The sequence below is a fragment of the Deltaproteobacteria bacterium genome, assembly GCA_016218975.1.
Lineage (GTDB): Bacteria > Desulfobacterota > Deferrimicrobia > Deferrimicrobiales > Deferrimicrobiaceae > JAENIX01.
Genome location: JACRCO010000037.1, coordinates 214,317 through 236,542 on the forward strand (window position 1 = coordinate 214,317; position 22,226 = coordinate 236,542).

General features: G+C 60.3%; 20 protein-coding genes. 5 read left to right on the forward strand and 15 right to left on the reverse strand.

What is annotated here, in order from left to right; all coding sequences use genetic code 11:
• Nucleotides 1-41: 41 nt before the first annotated feature.
• The 11 genes from HY896_05590 to HY896_05640 form a co-directional block, all read right to left on the reverse strand.
• Nucleotides 42-1,319: an AMP-binding protein gene (locus HY896_05590; protein ID MBI5575818.1), complete on the reverse strand. Its 1,278-nt coding sequence runs from the start codon at nt 1,317-1,319 to the stop codon at nt 42-44.
• A 211-nt stretch (nt 1,320-1,530) separates the two neighbouring features.
• Nucleotides 1,531-2,325, reverse strand: a complete 795-nt coding sequence (locus HY896_05595; GenBank protein ID MBI5575819.1) for an ABC transporter ATP-binding protein — start codon at nt 2,323-2,325, stop codon at nt 1,531-1,533.
• A gap of 72 nt (nt 2,326-2,397) precedes the next feature.
• Nucleotides 2,398-3,570 (reverse strand): ABC transporter substrate-binding protein, encoded by a 1,173-nt coding sequence (locus HY896_05600; protein MBI5575820.1) that lies wholly within the window; start codon nt 3,568-3,570, stop codon nt 2,398-2,400.
• A gap of 162 nt (nt 3,571-3,732) precedes the next feature.
• The gene (locus tag HY896_05605; GenBank protein MBI5575821.1) at nt 3,733-4,779 is read right to left on the reverse strand and encodes a branched-chain amino acid ABC transporter permease; all 1,047 of its coding nucleotides are present in this window, start codon (nt 4,777-4,779) and stop codon (nt 3,733-3,735) included.
• Nucleotides 4,780-4,811: 32 nt separating this feature from the next.
• Nucleotides 4,812-5,708 (reverse strand): branched-chain amino acid ABC transporter permease, encoded by an 897-nt coding sequence (locus tag HY896_05610; GenBank protein ID MBI5575822.1) that lies wholly within the window; start codon nt 5,706-5,708, stop codon nt 4,812-4,814.
• Between the two features lie 10 nt (nt 5,709-5,718).
• Nucleotides 5,719-7,626: an AMP-binding protein gene (locus tag HY896_05615; protein ID MBI5575823.1), complete on the reverse strand. Its 1,908-nt coding sequence runs from the start codon at nt 7,624-7,626 to the stop codon at nt 5,719-5,721.
• Nucleotides 7,627-7,632: 6 nt separating this feature from the next.
• Nucleotides 7,633-8,424, reverse strand: coding sequence for an ABC transporter ATP-binding protein (locus HY896_05620; protein MBI5575824.1), 792 nt, complete (start codon nt 8,422-8,424; stop codon nt 7,633-7,635).
• A 304-nt stretch (nt 8,425-8,728) separates the two neighbouring features.
• On the reverse strand, nt 8,729-9,829 hold the full coding sequence (locus HY896_05625) for a PEP-CTERM sorting domain-containing protein (protein ID MBI5575825.1): 1,101 nt from the start codon (nt 9,827-9,829) through the stop codon (nt 8,729-8,731).
• A gap of 312 nt (nt 9,830-10,141) precedes the next feature.
• A complete protein-coding gene (locus tag HY896_05630; protein MBI5575826.1) occupies nt 10,142-11,530 on the reverse strand; it encodes a sigma-54-dependent Fis family transcriptional regulator in 1,389 nt (462 codons plus the stop codon).
• Nucleotides 11,527-14,592, reverse strand: a complete 3,066-nt coding sequence (locus HY896_05635) for a PAS domain S-box protein (GenBank protein MBI5575827.1) — start codon at nt 14,590-14,592, stop codon at nt 11,527-11,529. The genes HY896_05630 and HY896_05635 overlap by 4 nt, the downstream gene beginning before the upstream one ends.
• Nucleotide 14,593: 1 nt before the next feature.
• Entirely contained in the window at nt 14,594-14,782 is a 189-nt protein-coding gene (locus HY896_05640) for a hypothetical protein (protein ID MBI5575828.1), read from the reverse strand.
• Between the two features lie 149 nt (nt 14,783-14,931).
• On the opposite strand from HY896_05640, the gene HY896_05645 reads away from it, so the two are divergent.
• Nucleotides 14,932-15,435, forward strand: coding sequence for a DUF4124 domain-containing protein (locus tag HY896_05645; GenBank protein MBI5575829.1), 504 nt, complete (start codon nt 14,932-14,934; stop codon nt 15,433-15,435).
• On the opposite strand, the gene HY896_05650 is transcribed toward HY896_05645, so the two are convergent.
• Nucleotides 15,428-16,372, reverse strand: coding sequence for an RluA family pseudouridine synthase (locus HY896_05650; protein ID MBI5575830.1), 945 nt, complete (start codon nt 16,370-16,372; stop codon nt 15,428-15,430). The two genes, HY896_05645 and HY896_05650, sit on opposite strands and share 8 nt — an antisense overlap.
• 183 nt (nt 16,373-16,555) lie before the next feature.
• On the opposite strand from HY896_05650, the gene HY896_05655 reads away from it, so the two are divergent.
• Complete coding sequence (locus HY896_05655; GenBank protein ID MBI5575831.1) at nt 16,556-16,738, forward strand: universal stress protein; 183 nt, start codon at nt 16,556-16,558, stop codon at nt 16,736-16,738.
• A gap of 118 nt (nt 16,739-16,856) precedes the next feature.
• On the opposite strand, the gene HY896_05660 is transcribed toward HY896_05655, so the two are convergent.
• From HY896_05660 to HY896_05670, 3 genes are all read right to left on the reverse strand, one after another.
• Nucleotides 16,857-17,237, reverse strand: a complete 381-nt coding sequence (locus HY896_05660; protein MBI5575832.1) for a hypothetical protein — start codon at nt 17,235-17,237, stop codon at nt 16,857-16,859.
• Nucleotides 17,238-17,264: 27 nt separating this feature from the next.
• Nucleotides 17,265-17,720 (reverse strand): hypothetical protein, encoded by a 456-nt coding sequence (locus HY896_05665; protein ID MBI5575833.1) that lies wholly within the window; start codon nt 17,718-17,720, stop codon nt 17,265-17,267.
• Nucleotides 17,721-18,079: 359 nt separating this feature from the next.
• Nucleotides 18,080-18,589, reverse strand: coding sequence for a peptidyl-prolyl cis-trans isomerase (locus tag HY896_05670; protein ID MBI5575834.1), 510 nt, complete (start codon nt 18,587-18,589; stop codon nt 18,080-18,082).
• Nucleotides 18,590-18,705: 116 nt separating this feature from the next.
• Here HY896_05670 and HY896_05675 point away from each other — a divergent pair, with 116 nt between their 5' ends.
• The 3 genes from HY896_05675 to HY896_05685 are packed head-to-tail and all read left to right on the forward strand — an operon-like array spanning nt 18,706 to nt 22,181.
• On the forward strand, nt 18,706-20,289 hold the full coding sequence (locus HY896_05675; GenBank protein MBI5575835.1) for a TolC family protein: 1,584 nt from the start codon (nt 18,706-18,708) through the stop codon (nt 20,287-20,289).
• On the forward strand, nt 20,286-21,479 hold the full coding sequence (locus HY896_05680) for an efflux RND transporter periplasmic adaptor subunit (GenBank protein MBI5575836.1): 1,194 nt from the start codon (nt 20,286-20,288) through the stop codon (nt 21,477-21,479). Before HY896_05675 ends, HY896_05680 begins: the two co-directional genes overlap by 4 nt.
• 18 nt (nt 21,480-21,497) lie before the next feature.
• Nucleotides 21,498-22,181 (forward strand): ABC transporter ATP-binding protein, encoded by a 684-nt coding sequence (locus HY896_05685; protein ID MBI5575837.1) that lies wholly within the window; start codon nt 21,498-21,500, stop codon nt 22,179-22,181.
• Nucleotides 22,182-22,226 lie beyond the last annotated feature (45 nt).

Genomic DNA, 22,226 nt, shown 5'->3' on the forward strand with positions numbered 1-22,226 from the left:
ATCTTCTCCTTTTCGGGGAACATTATCCCGCTTTTTCTCAGTCAATCCCACTTTCGTGCGTCGATGATTTTCTTTTCCCGCTCGGTCATCTCCGATTCCTGCAGAAATACGACCTCGCCCCGCAGGCGCGTCAACTCCCGCGCGGTCTCGGCGATCCTCTCCCGGAGCGAGTCCGAGGAAGCCGCACCGGCGGCGAGCAGCGCGCGGATCTCCATTTTATCCTCGTGACCTGCCCGGGAAACCACGATCTGCGCGGCGGATATTTCCGGAACCTTCCTTTCGAGCTGCATCACCTGTTCGGGATGGACGAACATCCCCTTGATCTTGGTCACCTGGTCCACCCTTCCCACGATACGTACGAGGCGGGAGGAGGTTCGGCCGCAACGGCACGTTTCTTCGGTGCGGATGGAAAGGTCTCCGGTGGCGAAACGGACAAGCGGATAGATCGTGTTCGGCAGGGTGACGACAACCTCGCCGATCTCGCCGGGCCCGACGGTCTTGCCGGAAGCGGGGTCGAGGAGCTCCATCACGATCTCGTCGTTGATGTGCATTCCGTTCGCCTCGTGGCACTCGTATGCGAGCGATCCCACATCGGCAGTACCGTATGCCTGTCGGACCCGGATACCGAATTCCTCCCTGAACCGTTTGCGGAGCGATTCCGGCAGCATCTCCGCGGCGACCAGCGCGACCTGGAGCATCAATCCGTCCCCGGGCGTCACACCCATCTCCCTGGCCTTCTCCAGAATGGACATCAGGAACGACGGCGTCCCGACGTACCCGGTGACGGACAGGTCCCTTAAAACCTGCGCCTGCATCTCGGTGTTGCCGACACCGGCCGGGATCACGGTGCAACCGATCCGGATCAGCGCTTCGTCGAACATCAAGCCCGCCGGAGAAAAGTGATACATGAACGTGTTCTGGACGATATCGCCCTCGCGGAAACCTGCGGCCACGAAAGCCTTCTCCCATCGCCAGTGGGTCCCGTCCCTCCCTTCAGGATCGTAGGTCGGGCCCGGCGATACGTAAATGCGGCGCATTTGACCCGGCTCCACGGAAGCCAGGCCGCCGAACGGCGGTTCCGCTTTCTGGATGTTTTTCAGGTCCGCTTTCCGGGTCAGGGGGATTTTATTCGAATCGGTGACGTCCTTTACGTCCTCCGGCCGTACGCCCGCCTCGTCCATCTTCTTGCGCGTTCCCGGAGCCTTCTCGTAGGCGTATCGCACCGTTTCCCGGAAGATCCGGTTCTGGTATCCCGCCCGGTCCTTCGGCGACATCTTCTCCTGCTCTTCGTAATAGAACCCGCGCGTCCGGTCGATCATTGAAAACTCCTCTCCGGCTTAAGAGGAACACTATGAATCGGGAAAAAATAAACTTACAAACAGGGACGTTCCTGAACTTTTTCGATCAAGAAATTATAAACTTTACCAAGAAAAAAGTTCAGGAACGTCCCTGTTTGCAGGTAAATTATCGTTGTTCGAAACTTTTTAAGAACGTCCCTGTTTTTAAGAGTGTCCCTGTTTTTGCGCTTAGTTACGAGAGCCAGCGTTTGCGGCGTTTGTAGTGTTTGATGTCGCGGTAGGATTTCCGGGCGCCGACTTCGTTCATGCCGAGGTAGAACTCCTTGACGTCCTCGTTGTTCGCCAGTTTTTCCGTCTCCCCGTCGAGGACGACCTTTCCGTTCTCCATGATATAGCCGTAGCTCGAAATGGAGAGGGCTACGCGGGCGTTCTGCTCCACGAGAAGGATCGTCGATTTCTCCTTTTCGTTTATGTCCTTGATTATAGCGAAGATCTCCTTCACAAGGAGAGGCGACAACCCGAGAGACGGCTCGTCAAGAAGCATCAGCTTCGGCCGGGCCATGAGCGCCCTCCCGATGGCCAGCATCTGCTGCTCGCCGCCGGACAGGTACCCGGCCAGCCCCTTCCGGCGCTCCTTCAGGCGTGGAAAATAGGTGTAGACCCGCTCGTAATCCCCTTTGACGTTCTTCCCGTCCTTCCGCGTATACGCTCCGCACCGCAGGTTCTCCTCCACCGTCAGGTCCTCGAACACCCTGCGGCCTTCCATCACCTGGAAGATCCCCCGCCGGACGATATCCTCCGCGTCGCGCCCGTTTATCTTCTCCCCCTCGAAAAGGATCTCTCCGTCGGTCACCTCTCCCTCCTCGGACTTGAGGAGGCCGGAGATCGCCTTGAGGGTTGTGCTCTTTCCCGCGCCGTTCGCCCCCAGGAGCGCCACGATCTGCCCCTGCGGCACGACGAGAGAGAGCCCCTTGAGCACCAGGATAACGTCCGAGTAGATCACCTCTATGTTGTTCACTTTAAGCATGCAATCCCGCCCGCCGTAGGATTTCCGGGAGATCGGGGGGAGGATATCCTCCCCCCTGCGCCCGTTGACGCTTTACAGCCCGAGCCACTCCATCTTGCGCGGAAGCTCGATCGTCTTCTTCAGGACCAACTTTCCTTTCTGGTACTCGTAGATCTTCGCCGACATATTCGGACGATGATCCTTCGGATCGAAGGTGATCCTGGAGGTCAGCCCGCCCGTGTCGAAATTCTTGATCGACTCGAGAGCCGCCTTTACGCCGGGGCCGTTAAGCTGGCCCTTCTTGTCCGCGATCTTCAGGGCTTCGCAAAGGACCATCATGGAGACCCAGCCGCGGACGTAATGGGTGTTCTGGTACTGGTTCTTCGTGATCTCCTTGATGAGCTTCATGCCGGGAACGTTTTCGCCGTAAAGCGCTGCGGCCTGCAGACCCAGCGCTCCATCGGCCGCGTCGCCCGCCATCTTGAAGAGGTCTTCGTCGTTCCCCCAAAGGTTTACGAAGAACTTCGTCTTGAGGCCGAGCTTCTTGGCGTCCTTAAGGATGACCGCCGTGGAAGGAGTCGTCCCGCCGATCCATGCGAAGTCGGCGCCCTTGCTCTTGAGCGACAGCATCTGTGAGTTCGCCTCGATGGCCTTCAGCCCGACTTCCTCGTCGCCCACGATTTCGAACCCGAGTTCCTTGGCGTATTCCTTCCCGCCCTTGATGGGAGCGATGCCGTAGGGAACGTTCGGGTAGATGAACGCCACCTTGGGTTTACGCTTCTCTTTCCAATTGTCCTTGATGTACTTCAGTCCCGCGCGAAGCTGCGTAGTGTAGTCGGCGGCGATGAAGAAGTTGTATGGGGCCTTAGACATGTCCATAAGGTGCGCGGAATAGGACGCGGATATGTAGGGGATCTTGTCCTGCGCGACGAAGCCGGTGAGCGCCTCGGTGTCGCCCGAGCCCCAGCCCTGGACCGCAACGACCTTCTCTTCAACGTATTTCTTGTACTGGTTGATCGCCTTGTTCTTGTCGTAAGCGTAGTCGAACATCAGCATGTCGATCTTCTTGCCGTTGATCCCGCCCTTGCCGTTGATGTAATTCTTGTAGTCCTGGATCCCCTTGGCGTAAGGGTTGCCGACCGAAGAGGTCGGGCCGGTCAGGTCTGCGAGGTGCCCCACCTTGATGTCGGCGGCCGTTGCCACGCCTGCGGCGAGGAACAGCGCACATGCCACGACGGCGGCGATCCGGATCGTTCCCTTTCTCATTCTCCCCTCCTTCAACTTGTGGTTGGTGCCGGTTTCATCCGGCGTAAAATTCCCTTTGCCGTGGTGCCGTTCCGTCCACATTTACCGTCCCCGTACCCCCTTTCCCTTAAGGTTTTTTCCCCCATTGGATGTGACGCCAAGGTTGTACGCTCGATAGCACGCTCAATACGAAAACGGGTACAGCTTCCAGTAGGCCTTGATCATTTTCCACCGGTGGGCCAGACCGTCGGGCTCGAAGATCAGGAACAGGACGATGATCAGCCCGAATATCCCGTGCTCGAAGGCGATCGCAAGCTTCGCGATGCTCGGCAGGTCGGCCTGCACGATCTCAGTCACAACCGACAGGACTTTCGGCAGCAGGATCATGAACACTGCTCCGAACACCGAGCCGATGATGCTTCCCAGCCCGCCGATGATGATCATCGCGAGATAGACGACGGAGACTTCTATATTGAACTGCTCCGACGTGACGAACTTAAGCGAGTGACCGAACAGCGCCCCCGCCACACCGGCATAAAACGATGAGATGCCGAACGAAAGCAGGCGGTACTTGAAGAGGCTTATCCCCATGATCTCCGCGGAGATGTAATGGTCGCGCACCGCCATGAATGCACGCCCCGTCCGTGTGCGCATCAGGTTCGTCGCGAACAGGATCATCAGGACCGTGATTGCCAGGACAATGTAGTAATAGGAAAGGTCCGAAGCGAACGTGAACTCGCCGATCGACGGGCGCGGAATCGTAATACCGTAACTGCCGCCGGTCACCGCCTCCCACCGGATGAATATCCACTCCAGTATGAACTGGGACGCCAGAGTCGCGATGGCAAGATAAAGACCTTTGAGGCGCAATGAAGGGATCCCGAACACCATGCCGCACAGGGCCGTGACGACGCCCGCAGCCGGGACGCCGACCCAGAATGAGAGCCCCATCTTCGCCGTGATGTATGCCGACGTGTAGGCCCCGACTCCGAGAAACGCTCCCTGCCCGAGGGAAATCTGCCCGGTGAATCCGGTGAGGATGTTGATGCCGACGGCCCCGATCGAAGCGATCAGGATCTGGAGGAGGATCCAGAGATACTCTCCCTTGAGCATGTGCGGCAAGACAAGGAGGAACGCGAGGAACAGCCCCATGCAGACCTTGATGAAAGGAGTCTGTAAGATCTCCGCGTCCTTCTCGTAGGATGTTCGATAGTCTCCGCAATAATGCATCCGCTAACCCCTTGGGCAGTTTGCCTGCAATTTCATACCCGCTCGATCTCCTTGGTTCCGAACAGTCCGTACGGCTTGATCATAAGGATTATGACCAGGAATACGAACGGCGCGACTTCCTTCACGCCGCTCAAGTCGAAGTAGTTCTTGCATATTCCGTCCGACAGGTTTTCGAGGAGCCCTATGATCAGCCCGCCCAGCGCCGCGCCGAGGATGGAATCGAGCCCTCCCAGGATCGTGGCCGGGAAAACCTTGAGCCCGAAGTGGTAGAGGGAGCTGTTGATTCCGTTGATGTTGCCGATAAGCACCCCGCCGATCCCGGAGACGACCGCGGAGATCACCCAGGACAGCGCGAAGATCTGCTTGACGGAGATCCCCATCGACTGTGCGACCTGCTGGTTGAAGGCGGTGGCCCGCATCGCGACGCCCGCCTTGGAATATTTGAAGAAGAGCGAGAAGACCGCCAGGAGGAACAGCGACAGGACGAAGCACCAGACGAACTCCTGGGAGATGGGGAGGCCGCCGATTTCGATCATCTGCTGCGGGAAGAGCTTCGGCTCGTAGACGAGGATCTCCGTCCCCCATATGGCCGAAACGATGGACCTGAACACGAGGGCAAGCCCGATTGTGACCATGATGATGGAGATGATCGGCTCTCCGATCATGGGCCTGAGGATCAACCTCTCAAGGAAAAGCGCGAGGACCATTGCGAACGCGATCGTCAGCAGCAACGCCGCCCAGAATGGGATGCCCATCTGCACCACGAAGGCGAAGCAAACATATGCGCCCACCATCAGAAGCTCGCCCTGCGCGAAGTTCACGACTCGCGTCGCCTTGTAGATGATCGTGAACCCCAGCGCCACGGCCGCGTAGATGCTGCCGATGACCAACCCGCTGATGACGAGCTGAAGCAGGTATTGCGTCGTCATGCCGTCCTCCTCACAGGTCCTTCACGACGAGAGTCGTCTTGATGTTCGATGTCTTGCCGTCCTGGTACTTGATCACGGCGTCGATCGGGATCGACATCTCGCCCGCGTACATCCCCTCGATCACGTGCTTGTACCGCTCCCCCACGAATGCGCGCCGGACCTTCCGCGTGCGGGTCAGCTCGTCGTCGTCGGCGTCCAGCTCCTTGTACAGCAGGCAGAACTTCTTGATCCGCGTGGTAGCGGGAAGCGTCTCGTTGACTTTCGCGGTCTCCTTCATGATCAGGTCGACGACCTCGGGCTTGGAGGCGAGGTCGGTGTATGTCGTGTAGGAGATACGGCGGCTTTCCGCCCATTTACCCACGTTGGGATAATCGATGCAGATCATCGAGGCGATGAAGTCCCGCACGTTCCCAAGGCAGACGCATTCTTTTATGTAAGGAGAGAATTTCAGCTTGTTCTCGATGAATTGGGGAGAGAACCTCGTCCCGTCGTTCAGGTGCATGACGTCCTTGACGCGGTCGATGACGATCAGGTGCCCGTCTTCGTTGAAGTACCCGGCGTCGCCGGAGTGCAGCCATCCGTCGGAGAGAGTCTTCTCCGTCTCCTCCGGGTTCTTGTAGTAACCCAGGAAAACCGACGGGCTGCGCGAAAGGATCTCGCCGGAATCGGACAGGGCGATTTCCGTTTCCGGGATCGGCTTGCCCACGGAATCGAAATTGATGTCGCCGTCCCGGTGGATGCAGGAGATTCCCGAGATCTCGGTCTGCCCGTATATCTGCTTGAGGTTCACGCCCATCGCGTTGAAGAACTTGAAGACGTCCGGGCCCAATGCGGCCCCGCCGGTAGACGCGGTGCGGATCCGCAGGAGGCCCAGCCGGTCCTTCAGGGCGCGGAACACCAGGTAATAGGCGAGCCGGTGGCGCACCAGGAGCCCGGCGGACGGCTTCCGTTTCCTGAAGATGGTGTCGGCGTATTCGTAGCCGACGGGCACCGCCCAGTGGTACATCGCACGCTTTAGCCAGGAGGCGTCCATCACCTTCACCTGGACCGTGGAGGTCATGTTTTCCCAGATACGGGGGGGAGAAAACATGATCGTGGGGCCGACCTCGCGGATGTTCTCCTGCACCGTCTCCGGCTTCTCCGGGAAGTTCACCGTGAAGCCCGTGAGCAGCGCGCTGGAAAGGCACATCATCTGCTCGCCGATCCACGCCAGCGGAAGGAAGGAGACGAACTCGTCCTTTTCCCCCTTGTGATCCACCTCCATCAGGTTCGCGGCCATCGTGAGCAGGTTGCGGAATGACAGCATCGCCCCTTTGGGAAAACCCGTCGTGCCGGACGTGTAGCAGATTAGCGCAAGGTCCTCGAGCTTCGTCTCGGCGATCTTCTTCTCGTAGAGCCCGGGCTCCTTCTGCTCCAGTTCCCGCCCGAAGTTCTCCACTTCCTTGAAGTCGAGGAGGTACGGCTCCTTGTAGCCTCGCATCCCCCGCGGATCGCTGTAGACGATGTACCGGACCTTCGGGAGCTGCTCCTTCATGTCGAGGATCTTGTCCACCTGCTCCTGGTCCTCGGCCACCACGAACGTGGAATCGGAATGGTCGATGACGTAGGCGACCTCCTTGAGCGTAGAATCCTGGTACAGGCCGAGCGGGATCGCCCCTGCCGCCTGCGCGGCGACTTCGGCCCATACCCACTCGGGCCTGTTGTCCCCGATGATCGCGACCTTGTCGTTGGGAGCCAGCCCCAACGAAACCAGCCCCAGCGAGAAATACTTCACGTGCTCGTGGTATTCCTTCCAGGTGAACTCCTGCCAGATGCCGAACTCCTTCTCGCGCATGGCGATCTTTTTGTCTCCGAGCCGCTCGGCGTTGCGGGCGAGGAGCTTCGGGAACGTATCGTGACGGGCCAGGATTTCCTTCATCGCTTTTTAACGCTCCTCCAGCTTCCGCAGAAAATCGTCTTCCTCGCCGATGTAGGCGCGGATGACGGTGGGATCGTTCGCCACTTCGGCGGGCTCCCCTTCGGCGATCTTCACGCCGAAATCGAGGACGCTCACCCGGTGGCTTATGTCCATCACCACGCCGAGGTCGTGCTCGATCAGGAGTATCGTCACCCCCCACTCCTCGTTGATGTCGAGGATGAAGCGGGCCATGTCCTCTTTTTCCTCAAGGTTCATCCCCGCCATAGGTTCGTCGAGCAGCAGGAGCTTCGGTTTCAGGGAGAGCGCCCGCGCCAGCTCCACGCGCTTGCGCAGCCCGTAGGCGAGCGTTCCGACCGGCTTCTTGCGGATGTTCTCGATTTCCAGGAAGTCGATTATGTCCTCGACCGCCTTCCGGTTCTCTATTTCTTCCGTCCGGGCGGGACCGAGGTAAATGCCGCCGGTGAAGAAGCCGCGCTTCAGGTAGAGGTGGCGGCCCAGCATCAGGTTGTCGAGTACCGTCATGTGATGGAAGAGTGCGATGTTCTGGAACGTGCGCGCGATCCCAAGGTGGGCGACCCGGTCCGGCTTCATTCCGGTGATCCGGCTCCCTTCGAATATGACGCCCCCCTGTTGCGGCTTGTAGACGCAGGAGATGCAGTTGAACACCGACGTCTTGCCGGCGCCGTTCGGGCCTATGATGGCGTGTATTTTACCCTTTGCGACTTCGATCGACACTCCGTTGATGGCCTTCACGCCCCCGAACGAAAGATGGACGTCGTCGATTTTCAGTAGCGGCATTAATAGATTCCCCCGAGGTGATCGGAAAATGTAACAGCAATCCACATGCCACCGGCCAACCGGTGTTTGAAATATTTTCTTATGGATAAATGTCCTGAAAGGTCAGGCGGATATGGCCGGAAAGCTTATGAATAACTTTTAGAATGAATTTCTGTTTTTCGGAATCGGATGGCAACGATACCAAGAAAGCGTCGTAAACTCTTGGTAAAAATGCCAATGCGGCGCACGCCCGGTTACACGTAAAGGGCATACCCTATGGCAGGTCATATCTTATGACAGGAAGGACAACCGCCCCGGTACGTGTTCATTTCTTGCGGCGAATTCTCCCGGACCACGCCAGCGCTGCCAATCCGCTTCCGAACAATGTCATGGTTCCCGGCAGAGGCACCGGGGCGGCGTTCGGCGTGAGGAGGAAGGATCTCGTGGTGCCGTCCGTAGCCTTACCATACCCTACGATCTGCCCGGCGTCGTTGATGTCCGTCGCATAAGTGGCGCCCCATCCGAAGATCTCGGAAACGATCATGTTCAGGTCGGTCATTGCCCCGTCGCTGTAGAGGAAGGCGTGATTGCCGTTCCCGGCCGTGCCGGACCACCCGACCACTTGCCCGGCATTGTTGATGCCGGAGGCAGTCGAAAATCCGCCCAGGGTGCCCAGGTCGATCATCTTGCCGCCGCTGTACAGGAAGGCACGTTGGGCGTTCCCGGCTATGCTGGACCACCCTACCACCTGCCCGGAGTTGTTGATCCTCAGGGCTTCACTGCTGCTCCCGCCCAGCGTGCCAATGTCGGTCATCGACACGCCGTTATAGAGGAAGGCGTGGTAGGCGTATCCGGCAGTAAAGGATCCCCCGACCACCTTCCCGGAGTCGTTGATGCCGGAGGCGCTGCTGTCGGTTCCCCCCACAGTGCCCAGGTCGGTCATCGTCCCGCCGCTGTACAGGAAGGCGTGCGAGAAGTTTCCGGCTGTGGTGGCCTCTCCGACCACCTTCCCGGAGTCGTTGATGCCGGAGGCACTGCTGCTTCCGCCCAGCGTGCCCAGGTCGGTCACCGTTCCGCCGCTGTACAGGAAAGCGTGGTTGTTGAATCCGTTTGTGCTGAAACCACCTACCACCTGCCCGGAATTGTTGATGCCTAAGGCATAGCTCGAGACCCCTCCCAGCGTGCCCAGGTCGGTCATCGTCCCGCCGCTGTACAGGAAGGCGTGCGAGACGTTTCCGGCTGTGGTGGCCCCTCCGACCACCTGCCCGGAATTGTTGATGTCCTTGGCCTGGGTTAAACTTCCCCCAAGGGTTCCCAGGTCGGTGAAAGTGTAACTGGGTGATGCAATGGCGGTTCCCGCCGCCGGCAGTATGCACAGTATCGCCCACGCCGCGATTCCTCGCGCTCTTCGATTCCTGAAAATCACGGATTGTTCCCCCCTCTTATTATCGAAGGCTTCCGGCAAGACGACGTCAGTCCGGTATCTGATCCAGATCGCAAACCTTCTTGGCCAATTATTCACCGCAATAATTATGCCTGCGGTTCCAATAATCCGCACTTTGCGTAAACTTATTTTTCGTTAATTTTTACTGCAGGATATTCGACAATAAAACTTCGCTACATAAACAGTCTTAAAGATTGGACTCCGTTTTAGTAACAAACCGGGTAACTGTACGCAAATTTTTTCACCATCATGCCCGCCCGTACGTCCAGATAATTGCAACCGGGAGGCCGGAGACTATCCCCCGCGATAGTCGTCGAGCATGATGCCGTAACGTTTCATTTTCTCGGAGAAGTTCTTGTTGTCCATGCCCGCGGCCCTTGCGGCCTCCGTCAGCTTCCCGCCCGAGCGGCGCAGCAGGTCCTCGATGTACCGTTTCTCGAAGAACGAGACGACGCGCTCCTTCGCCTCGCGGAACGGCATGTCGGAAGAATACGGGAACCCTTCGCCTGTCCCGGACGGGAACAACAGGTCGGGCGGGATGCGGAGCTCCTCCCCCTTCTCGCGGATCACGGCGCGCTCGATGATGTTTTCCAGTTCGCGGACGTTCCCCGGCCAGTCGTACGACTGGATGGCGACGACGCTTTCCGCAGACAGCCGCCTGATCTTCTTTCCGCATTTCCGTGCGAACCTCAAAAGGAAGATCTCTCCCAGCACGGGGATGTCCTCCTTGCGTTCCCTAAGCGGAGGAACGCGGAGCGGGAAGACGTTCAGCCGGAAGAAAAGGTCCTTGCGGAACCTGCCGGCGGCCACTTCTTCCTCGAGCGTTTTGTTCGTCGCGGCGATGATGCGCACGTCCACGTCGATCTGCCGGCTCCCGCCGATCCGGATGAATTTCCGCTCCTGTATCGCCGAGAGCAGCTTCGTCTGCAGGGAAAGGGGGACTTCCCCGATCTCGTCGAGGAACAGGGTTCCGCCGTCCGCCAGGTGAAAGTGGCCCTTTCGCTCGCTTGTGGCCCCGGTGAAGGAGCCCTTCGCGAAGCCGAACAGTTCCGATTCGAAGAGCGTCTCGGGAATCGCCGCGCAGTTGATCTCGATCAGAGGCCCGTTCTTCCTCGGACCGCTGTAGTGGATGCCGCGGGCGATCAGCTGTTTCCCCGTGCCGGTCTCCCCCGAAAGCAATACCGTGGTGTCGAGAGGCAAAACGTTATCGACGTCCTCCTGGAGGCGGCGCATCGCGGTACTCTCGCAGACCACCGTCTTCCGGAATTCGAACGCCTCCTGGTTGCGCGTGGCCCGGTACTTGTCCGCGACCCGCAGGTCGTGGATCTCGAGGATGCGCCGGACCATGAGCAGCATCTCGTCGGGCTCGAAGGGCTTCAGGATATAGTCTCCCGCCCCCGCCTTCATCGCGTCGACGGCCGTCTTGATGCTCCCGTATGCCGTCATGAGAATCACCGGGAGTTCGGGAAACTCCTCGTGGAGGGAGGCGGTGAAGGCGATGCCGTCCGTGCCGGGCATCCGGACGTCGCTCACGACAAGGTCGAACTCGTCGTTCCGCAGTTTCTCCCACGCCGCGGGTACCGAGGAGGCCGTGTCGACCAGGAAGCCCGCCGAGAGGATCGTCTTGGCGAGCGGACGGAGGAATATCTCCTCGTCGTCGACCAGCAGGATCTTCCGCTTCATGGGTTTCCTCCTCCCGCCCCGAATGGGAAACGCGGCAGAGTTACGGACACCTGCGTCCCTTTTCCTTCCCGGGATGCGACCCGCACTTCCCCGCCGTGAAGCTCGACAAGACGCTTGACGATGGGCATTCCCAGCCCCACCCCCTGCGCCTTCGTCGTGTAGAACGGCTGGAACACCTTCGCTACCTCCTCCGCGGTCATGCCCTGGCCGTTATCTTCGACCGAAAGCCGCACGAAACCGTCCTGCCCCGCAACGCTTACGTTCACCCTTCCGCTTCCCGGAGGGGCCGCCTCGACGGCATTCTTCACGATGTTGGTGATAACCTGCTTGATCCGAACCCCGTCCACCGCAGCCGTCAGCGGTCCTCCCGAACCGGTCACTTCCACTACCACGCCTCTCTCCCCCCAGTCTTCCTCCAGCCCGAAAACCGCCGACTTCGCTATCCCGTGCAGGTCGTACTCGTCCACCTGGAGGACGATCTCCCGCGTGTAGTCGAGCAGCTCGTTGACGATCACTTCCATCGATCCTACCGCGTCACGGATGTGTTCCACCACGTCCGCTTCCTCCGCACCGCGGATTTCGTCCCGAAGCAGCCGCAGGCTCATCTTGATGGAGCCCAGCGGATTCCGGATCTCGTGCGCGACCCCTGCGGCCATCTGGCCCAGCGAGGCGAGCTTCTCGCTCTGCAGCATTTTGTTCTGCATCGCCTTGATCTCGGTGAGGTCCTTGAAAGACGAGACGAAGCCCATCGGCTTGCCCCGGTCGTCGATGATCTTCGCGGTGGAAAGAAGCGCGTCCGCGGTGGTCCCGTCCTTCCGGACGATCTCGACCTCGCCCCGCCAGAAACCGGTCCTGTAGGTGGAGCGGGCGATGATCCGGCGCTTCTCGCGGTACTCCGTGTCGCAGATCAGGATGTTGAAGTCGAATCCGATCATTTCCGACTCCGCGCGCTGGAAGAGACGGCAGGCGCCCTCGTTGACGTTGATGATCCTTCCGTCGAAGTCGAGCGAGACGATGCCGTCGTCTATGCTCCTCACGACGCTGGCAAGAAACCTCTCCTTCGCCCTGATCTCCCCTTCCTTGTGCGAAATCTCCTCACGCGTGCTTGCGAGGTCCTTCTCCATCTCCCTGTACGATTCGACCAGCGTGCGCGCTTCGGCCAGCGAAAGCGGGAGCATGTCGCGCAGGACGTTCCTGGCGGCGATGACGCCGATCGATCCGGTCAGGATCCGCTCCAGCCGCTGCGGCAGGTCCATCTGCCGTATCACGGCTTCGCGCGTCTCCCCGCGGTTTTTCACTTCCCGGATCTCCCTGACCACCTCCCCGATCTCCCCGTCCTTTTCGTGGCCCGCGTACCGCGTCACCACTTCCTCGACATCTTCCAATGAAAGGTAATGCGCACCCCCGGCGGAGGCGATTACAGGCACCGCCGCGGGGAACCGTCGCCCTGTCGCCGCCGGGTCGAACCGCTCGAACCGGCGGTCCTCCTCCCGGCCAGGTGCGGCCAGGTAGGATCCGGCGACGAAACCGAGGCAATTGAGAAACAGGCTCCAGAAGACGGCGTTTCCCACAGGGTCCGCGATGCCCAGCCCCAGAAGCCGTGTCGGCGCGAGGACCGCTATCCCGAAGGGCCCGTCGGCGAGTATCCCGCCCCCCACGAAGCCGGCCTTCACCATTGCGGGGAGGACAAGGGTGTAGAACCAGGCGGCGAAACCCAGGCAGATGCCCAGCAGAGCCCCCCTCGTGCTCGCGCGTTTCCAGTAGAGCCCGCCGAAGACCGCGGGGCCGAACTGTGCGACGGCGACGAAGGAGATGACGCCGATTTCCATCAGGACCATGTTGCGCGACATGAGCATCGCATAGAGGTACCCGAGCATGAGGACGATCAGCATCGAGCCGCGGGCGGCAGCCAGCAGGTAGGTATAGGCGTGGAACCCTTTCCGAAGCCGCAGGATCGCCGGGATCACGAGGTTGTTCGCGACCATCTTTCCCAGAGCGACGGATGAAACCATCACCATGGCGGTGGCGGCCGAGAACCCCCCGAGGAATACGGCGAGGCTCAAGGACCTGTTCCCCGCCAGCATGGGAATGGAGAGGATGTACTTGTCGCCCGCGGAGGCCGGCAACCCGAGGAGGATGCCGCCGAACGCGATCGGGATCACGAACATGTTGATCGCGAGCAGGTAGAGCGGGAACATCCACATGGCGGTCTTTATGTGCTTCTCGTCGTTGTTCTGCACGACGAGGATGTGGAACTGGCGGGGAAGCAGCAGCACGTCGATCGAGGCTATCGCCATGTACGCCAGCCAGCGTGAATAGCCCCCTCCCGGGACGTCCCTGACCGTCGCAAGGCGGCTCCATTCGGGGTGCGACAGGATCCTTCCGTATATATCTCCCATCCCGTCGAAGACGCCGTAGCAGACGAAAAGCCCCGCCGCCACGAAGATCACGATCTTGACGACGGACTCCAGCGCGACCGCCGTCAGCAGGCCTCCCTGGGGCTTCGTGAAGTCGAGGTAGCGGCCTCCGAAGAAAAGAGCGAACGCCCCGAGGAACAGGAACACCAGGAGCATCGGCTCCGCGTATCCTGACCTTCCCCCTGCGGACCCGGCGATCAGGTCGAACGAGATGGAGACCGCGCGCAGCTGCAGCGATATGTAGGGGACGCTGCCGACTACGAGGAGCAACGTCGCGAGCGGACCGATCCAGGCATGCCCGCCGTACCGCACGCTCAGGAAATCCGGCACCGACGTGATGTTGTGCGCCCGGCAGACACGCACCATCTTCCTTAGGAAAAACCACCAGCAAAGGGCGAAGACCGATGGGCCGATGAACAACCCGAGGAATGATCCCCCGTACTCCGCCGCGTTCCCGATGCAGCCGTAGAACGTCCAGGATGTGCAGTACACGCAGGCGGCGAAGACGTAGATGTACCGGTCAAGCCCGCGCTCCCGGATAGCCGGAAACCAGCGCTCGCCAAGGTAGCCGACGCCGAAAAGGAGCAGCAGGTACGCCGATATGAGCGCAAGCACCGCCGTGCCGGAAAACAGGGGGGGAGGCACGTCAGTCCTCCAGCTTCCGGCTTGCGACCGCCAGGAAAACGACGAGAACCGCCCATCCGAGGAACAGGTAAATGAAGATGGATGGGATCCCGAGGATGGACATGGCTCGGTCCGCCGCGCCTATAAACGGCCAGCAGAACACGCACAGGAAAATGAAGCAAAGCGCCTTGGCGAAACCTTCGCCGCCCATCCGCCGTCCCTTCGTCCGCCGTCCCTTCGTTGATTTCCCCGGATGCCCTATTGTACTATCAGAATCGTCATGGATGCGTTCGTACTGATCCCACTTGCCCTCCTTCTGGCTGGCTCCATAGCCGTCATCCTTACGGTGTACATGTACAAGTGAGCCGGTTCCCGATCGTACTGGCCGCGTTTCTGCTTCTGTCTCCTTCCGCGGCCGGAGCCGACATATACCGTTGGGTCGACGAAAGCGGCACAGCCCATTTCACCGACGATGTTTCGAACATTCCCGCTCCCTACCGCGGGAAGGCGAAGACCATCATCAAGGAAGCCCCGCCGGAAACCTCTCCGGCTCCTCGTCCCGAGCCGGCATTCCAGCCTCCTGCGCCGCACAACACGCCCGCGTCGCAAGAAGATGCCGAACTTGAAGCGGCCCGGGAGCGTGATGCGCTCGCGTCGGAAGTGGAGCAGATGAAGGCGAAAATCAACGCGAAGGAAACGCTTGTCAAGACTGTGGACGACCGGCGGAACCTGGCGCTTAATCCCTTACGCGCACGCGTCGTTGATCCGGCGGACCTCGACCTGTACGAAAAATACAAGGCGGAGCTGCCACAGGACCGTGAAAGGCTGCAGGAACTCGAGAATCGCCTCCAGTCGTTCAGATAACCCCGAATTCCTCCGGGAGCGGCGCGGACACGGAAACCGGCTCCTTGCGCGAAGGGTGTGTAAACCGCACTTCCCCGGCATGCAGCATCAGGCGGAGCTTTCCGGGTCCCTCGGCGGGAACCGTGCCGTACCGGCGGTCGCCCACGATAGGGTACCCCGCGGCCGCAAGGTGCGCCCGGATCTGGTGCCGTTTACCCTTCGATATCACGGCGCGGACGAGAGTGCGGTCCGCCGAGATACGAATCGGCCGCACATAGGTCCAGTATAACGGGTCCTCCTCGAACCGGTCCGTCCGTACCCTCACCTTATCCCCTCCCGACGGGTCGAGAAGGAAGGAAAGCGACATCTCCTTATCCATGCGGCCGCTGACGAGACATATATACGTTTTGACGATCCGCCCTTTTTCGCGCTCGCGCCGCAGGAATTCGAATGCCTCGCCGGATAGCGCGGCCGGCACCGCTCCGCTCGTCGCGTAATCGAGCCGCGTAAGGAGGGTAAGCCCCGGTTCCCTCGATATCTCCATGACTTCCGGATGTTTCCAGCGCAGGTATCCCGCGAGCGTCCCTCCTTCCAGCGGCCTCTGAGGCTCCGTGTGGACGTTTGCCGGCTTCAGCAGAACGGCCGCCCCGCCGTCCTCGTGAAGGATGGCGGCGCCGGGCAGGTCCCCCGCCACAGGCAGCCAGTCGTCCCGATCCGCGATGCGCCGGACGGACACTACCTCCCCCGCCCTCAGTATCCGGCCCTTCGCCTCGGCCTTTCCGCCTACCGCAACATCCCCGCCTTCGATGGCGAAGCGGATGCTTTTCGCCGGCAGATCCGGGAACACACGGCGGAGGAGCCGGTCCAGCCTGGATCCGTCCATCTCGTCCGGAACCTTCCGTATCAGTCTTTCACGCACCTTGAAACCCCTGCCGTTTCCGGAGGATATGCGGCACATTGTACCGCCGCAAGGCACTGCCCGGCGATGGCCATGTTTCCCATTGACACCCTCCGGACGTTTTGTATACTGTATACAGTCGACCATCCTTCAACCCGAATTCGCAACCGGCGTACGTAACCGCAGAAGGAGGAAGGGATATGTACACGAAGATCCTCGTCCCGCCTGGGGTATGCCCATGATATGGACGTGGACATTCTGGTCATGAGCACGCACGGCCGCACGGGCTTTTCCAAGGTACTCATGGGAAGCGTCGCGGAACAGGTGATGCTGACGACAAAACGGCCCGTCATGCTGGTGAAGCCCGAAAAGTTCCCCGTGGCGCACCACGTCGATGAAGGGGAGGTTTTTACAAGCGCGCACTGACGCCGCAACAGGCGGGGGTCCCCCCCTCCTCCGGCCCTGCCGGAGAGCCACCCCCACAATCAACCGCGCGCTTTAGCGCCCGGCAGGCCCTGACCGCCTGCCGGGCGTTTTCGTTGGTTTACTGGATCCTCAGGTTGACGGGTGACGACGGGGTAAACGCGGGGACTGCCCAGGACAGGGGGGCCGAATAAGAGGAATTCACGCCGCCGACCGTGGCCCTGACACCGAAATAAATCGTGCTTCCCCGGGGCATGCCGGCGGTGCTCACGTTGAAAGTCACAGAGGTCGACGACGCCCCCGTCGCCAGGGTGTTCGGCGAGGCGAGGCTGGAACTGGTCGACCAGACAGTCGTGTATGTTACCGTTGCGGACCCAACGGCGGATCCGTCGGTGTAGGTGGTTACCGCGTCCCAGGACAGCGTTTCCGCACGCGCGCCGGAGGCGCATATCAGGATGCCCGTTACGAGAACCAATGACGCGATGACGTGTTTCGCTTTCACGGAATCCTCCTTACCGCTCTCCCCTTCTCACGTGCGACTCCACATCACAGGTGTCGAAAAGCCGGATCTGAGACCGTCGACGCCGACCGACTTGATGCTGAGGAAATAGACCGTTCCGCTCTGCGTGAACGGGGCCAGGTTGTTGAGGTTGAATGCGTTCGTAAGGGAAGGGAGATACGTTCGTCCGTCTGGCCCGAGAACGTTCGTAACCGCCGAAACCTGTGCGACCGCTACGTCGCTGTCGGAAAATTGTTCATCGCTACGCAGATAAAGTTCGTAGTAGTCCAGATCCGCGTACGGATCCATGACCGAATTGTCGGAAAATGTCGTAGGCGGATCCCACGCCAGCGAAGGGGCGGAAGACCCCGGGGAAGTCGTTCCCTGCCCGCTTTCGCCTCCTCCTCCCCCACCGCCGCATCCTATGAGAAGAATGGCAATCGTAACCGCCAAGGCTGTCTTCGTGAATTTGCCGGCTCGTTTCATCCTGCTTCCCCTGCCTTGGCGGGTTCGCCTCACCGCTTGCCGAACAGGGGTATTTCATGGCGCGTGCCAATGGAAACAGACGGACATCAATTTTTTGACGCACATATAACATATCGATTATTAAAGGTATAATCTCCACTTCACCTTCACACCGGATTACCGGTCCGGCGGCCGGTAATAGAATTATTGCGATATCGTAATAAATATTTTCAAAACCGAATTACACGGAAGGCGGACGGATCATAAGGGGGAGACGGGTGCCTTGCTGACTCAAATGAAAAAGGGAGACATGCACGCGGCAAAAGTTACTTGCCGATGCGCGCCTCCCTTATTTTCCGGGGGATCAGTCCGGGCGACTGTTATTTGGAGTCCGCTTGGACCACCGCGGCCTTATTGATCGAAACGGTTTTTCCCGGCAGGTGCTCGAACATTCCGGACCTGCCTATGGGGACATTCCGGATCTTGTCCACGACATCCATCCCTTCGATCACCTTTCCGAACACCGCATATCCGAACCCCTGTGGAGTTTCATTCGAGTGGTTGAGGAAATCGTTGTTCACCACGTTAATGAAGAATTGGGCGGTGGCGGAGTCCACTACCATCGTACGCGCCATGGCGATCGTCCCGCGGTCGTTTTTGAGCCCGTTTCCGGCCTCGTTCTTTATGGGCGGCCTGGAGGGGCGCCGTTCCCTCATGTCTTGCGAGAACCCTCCCCCCTGGATCATGAAATCACGTATGACACGGTGAAAGATCAGCCCGTCGTAATGTCCTTCCTTCACGTACGAAAGAAAGTTGGCGACGGTGATCGGCGCCTTGTCGGGATACAGCTCGACCTTGATGTTTCCCATGCTGGTTTCCAGTAGAACCACCGGTTTCCCCCCTTTTTTCGGCGCGTCGGCGGCATACGCCGCGCCGCAGGAAATCGCAAGAACGAGTACCGATACGGCGAGTTTTCGCAAGGTTTCCTCCGCGCGAAACGTTATATTTGAAGGAACATTCTATTCCATGTCCGTGTTTATATAAAGCGGATGCAGGCATTATAATCAGGTACGATCCCCAGGCGGCATGGGAGGTTCTCATCAGAACTGCGGCGTGCGCATGCCTTGCGCTCATTTTCCTCGGGACATCCGTCGTTCATGCCCGCGGCGCTGTCGTCTCCCTCGACCAAGCCGTAAGGACGGCTGTCGGGAACAACCTGTCTCTCCGCGCGGCGACTTTCACCCCGGCGGTATCGGCCACGGATATCCGGCGCGCCCGGGCGGTCTACAACCCACGTTTCACTGCCGCCCTCGATCACAGTGGATCGAACTCCCAGGCTGCCCCGGATTCCTTTTTCGTGGAAAGGAGCCGGTCCGTCGACGCGAATTTCTCGGCCGACATGCTGCTGTCCACTGGCGCCACGGCTTCGGCGTCATTCGCCAATCCCTGGCGGAAGGACAACCTTGGAACTTCGTTCTCGCGTTTCGCGCAACCAGACTTTTCCCTGTCCCTCTCGCAGCCGATCCTCCAGGGGCTCGGCAAGGAAGTCACGGAACGGGGGATCACCGTGGCGGAATTCGCGACGGAATCGTCGATTGCCGGATGGCGCTCGCAGGCGCTGACCGTTTCCGGAATCACGCGCGACCGGTATTTTTCCGTCATAAAGGCCCGCGAAAACCTCCAGACGCGAAAGGCATCCCTGGCTCTCGCCAACGAAATACACGCGAGCAACGAAGGCCGCGTCCGCGCGGGGGTACTGGCGGCGGTCGAACTGCTGGATTCCCGCCTCGGGGTCGCGCAACGTGAAAAGGACCTGCTGGCTGCGGAAAAGACGGCGCTCGACGAAGCCGATACACTGCTCGTCCTCATGAACATGCCTCCGAACACCGCCCTGGAACTTGCCCAGCCGGAATTTTCGGCGGCCGCGGTCGACCGGTCCGAGGAAGGCGCCCTTAAAAAGGCGTTCGCGATGCGACCCGACATCCTTCAGGCAAAAATCAACCTGCGGAGCCAGGAGTTCAGTTCGAAGATCGGAAGGAACCTCCTCCTGCCTTCCCTTGCGCTCAAGGGGAGCGCGGGAGTCTCCGGACTGGCGCAGGACTACGGAAGCGCGTTCGACGACATGAGGAGCGGAAAATACCCCTCCTGGGCGGTAGGGCTCGAATTCTCCTACCCGTTGGGGAACGATGCGGCGGAGGCCGACCTGGCGAAGAACCGGCTCCTTGCCGGCCAGTCCAGGGTACAGATCCGGTCACTGGAAGAAACGGCGGGTCTCGAGGTCCGCCAGGCGATCCGCAACCTGGAAACACTGGAGAAGCAGATCGCGGTCGCCCGGCGCAGCGTGGAGCTCGCGGAGGCCCGGTTCGACTCCTACGTCAAGCGCGGCAAGGTAGGGCTGGCCACGACCAAGGACATTTTCCAGGTGGAATCGGACCTGACCGCCGCCCGGGAATCCCTCACCGCGGCGCTCGCCGATTACCAGGTCGGCGTCACCCGGTTCTGGACCAGCACCGGTGAGCTCCTCGAGAGGCACGGAATACGGATCGAGGACCGTGAAATAGAAAACATAGCCTGGAAAGGACTCCAATGAAGCGAGCGATCGCCGCCGCAGCCGCGGTCTGCCTGCTCGGCGCGTCGGGTTACTACTTCTATGCCCGCAGCAACGGCAAGGCACCCGAATTCCGTACGGCCAAAGTGGAAAAGGGGGATCTCTTCGATACCGTTTCCGCCACGGGGAACATAAATCCCGTGACCACCGTTCAGGTGGGGAGCCAGGTCTCCGGGACCATCCAGCACATCTACGTCGATTTCAATTCGCGCGTGAAGAAGGGGCAGGTGATCGCGAAGATCGACCCTCAGCTCTTCGAGGCGTCCGTAACGCAGGCGAGGGGGAACGTTACGAGCGCATCCGCCGCGGTGGAGAAGGCGAAGATAGTGACGGCGGACGCCTTGCGGACCCTGCGCCGCAACAAGGAGCTCATAAAGAACGGCTACGTGGCGCAGGCCGACGTGGATGCAGCACAGACGGCCTACGATTCCGCGGAGTCGACGCAGAAGGGAGCGGAGGCGCAGCTCGAACAGGCCAGGGGGGCGCTCTCCGTCGCCGAGACGAACCTTCGCTACACGACGATCAAGTCCCCCGTGGACGGAATCGTCATATCCCGTAACGTGGACGTGGGGCAGACGGTGGCTGCAAGTTTCCAGACCCCCACCCTTTTCACCATCGCGCAGGACCTCACGAAAATGCAGATCGACACCAATGTGGACGAGTCCGATATCGGCAGGACCGGCCCCGGACAGGAAGCCGCTTTCACCGTGGACGCCTGGCCGGGGAAAACGTTTTCCGGAAAGGTCATCCAGGTGCGCAACTCGCCGATCGTGACCCAGAACGTCGTGACCTACGACGTCGTCATCCAGGTAGACAACAAGGACCTGGGCCTCAAGCCCGGGATGACCGCAAACGTGTCGATCCGCATTCGCGACTTCAAGGACGTGGTGAAGATCCCGAACGCCGCCCTGCGGTACCGCCCGGCGGCTGCCGAGAAGAAAAAGCCGGAAAGCGGAAAGGACAAGGACACCCATGGATCGCACGTCTTCACGATCGGCAAGGACGGAAAACCCGCCGCGGTCCCCGTAAAGACGGGCGTAAGCGACGGGACGTTCACCGTCCTTCTCGAGGGCGGCCTGAAGCCGGGAGACGAACTTATCGTGGCCGAGACACGCAAGAACCAGGGGAGCACGACCGGTGCGGGTCCGCCCGGCATGGGGGGCTTCCGTTAATCCGTGGGAACTCCCGCGATCGAAATACGCGGCCTCTGCAAAACCTACCGCCTCGGCGAAGTGAGCGTGGAGGCGTTGAGGGACGTCACGCTCGATATCGAGCGGGGGGAATTCCTCGCGGTCATGGGCGCTTCGGGATCCGGAAAATCCACGCTCATGAACATACTGGGATGCCTCGACCGCCCCACCGCCGGTTCCTACAGGCTCGACGGCGAGGACGTCGGGACGCTTTCACGGGATGCGCTCGCGGGAATACGCAGAAAGAAGATCGGCTTCGTATTCCAGGGATTCAACCTGCTCGCACGGATGACGGCGCTCGAGAACGTGGAGCTGCCGATGATCTACGACAGCACCCCGTCCGCTGTCCGCCGTGAGCGTGCCCGCGAGGCGCTTCGAGCCGTGGGCATACTGGACCGGGAGCACCATAACCCCACGCAGATGTCGGGGGGCCAGCAGCAGCGGGTCGCCATAGCGCGCGCCATCGTGAACACTCCCTCCCTTCTGCTTGCCGACGAGCCCACCGGCAACCTGGACACCGCGACCAGTTTCGAAATCATGAAGGCCTTCCGGGGGCTGGCGGACGAACGGGGGATCACGCTTGTGCTGGTGACGCACGAAGAGGACATCGCCGGATATTCGAAGCGCATCGTGCGGTTCCGCGACGGCCGGATCGTTTCGGACAAACCGGTGGGTGCGCCGTGAACCTCTACTCCGCTTCCAAGGTCGCCTACCGTTCCCTGAGGGCGA

Excerpts from the sequence above, each read along its gene's own strand:
- HY896_05590 (MBI5575818.1), bottom strand. The coding sequence starts at position 1,319 with ATGATCGACCGGACGCGCGGGTTCTATTACGAAGAGCAGGAGAAGATG.
- HY896_05610 (MBI5575822.1), bottom strand. The coding sequence starts at position 5,708 with ATGACGACGCAATACCTGCTTCAGCTCGTCATCAGCGGGTTGGTCATC.
- HY896_05650 (MBI5575830.1), bottom strand. The coding sequence starts at position 16,372 with ATGTGCCGCATATCCTCCGGAAACGGCAGGGGTTTCAAGGTGCGTGAA.
- HY896_05620 (MBI5575824.1), bottom strand. The coding sequence starts at position 8,424 with ATGCCGCTACTGAAAATCGACGACGTCCATCTTTCGTTCGGGGGCGTG.
- HY896_05605 (MBI5575821.1), bottom strand. The coding sequence starts at position 4,779 with ATGCATTATTGCGGAGACTATCGAACATCCTACGAGAAGGACGCGGAG.
- HY896_05615 (MBI5575823.1), bottom strand. The coding sequence starts at position 7,626 with ATGAAGGAAATCCTGGCCCGTCACGATACGTTCCCGAAGCTCCTCGCC.
- HY896_05595 (MBI5575819.1), bottom strand. The coding sequence starts at position 2,325 with ATGCTTAAAGTGAACAACATAGAGGTGATCTACTCGGACGTTATCCTG.
- HY896_05680 (MBI5575836.1), top strand. The coding sequence starts at position 20,286 with ATGAAGCGAGCGATCGCCGCCGCAGCCGCGGTCTGCCTGCTCGGCGCG.
- HY896_05665 (MBI5575833.1), bottom strand. The coding sequence starts at position 17,720 with ATGAAACGAGCCGGCAAATTCACGAAGACAGCCTTGGCGGTTACGATT.
- HY896_05655 (MBI5575831.1), top strand. The coding sequence starts at position 16,556 with ATGGACGTGGACATTCTGGTCATGAGCACGCACGGCCGCACGGGCTTT.
- HY896_05640 (MBI5575828.1), bottom strand. The coding sequence starts at position 14,782 with ATGGGCGGCGAAGGTTTCGCCAAGGCGCTTTGCTTCATTTTCCTGTGC.
- HY896_05600 (MBI5575820.1), bottom strand. The coding sequence starts at position 3,570 with ATGAGAAAGGGAACGATCCGGATCGCCGCCGTCGTGGCATGTGCGCTG.
- HY896_05630 (MBI5575826.1), bottom strand. The coding sequence starts at position 11,530 with ATGAAGCGGAAGATCCTGCTGGTCGACGACGAGGAGATATTCCTCCGT.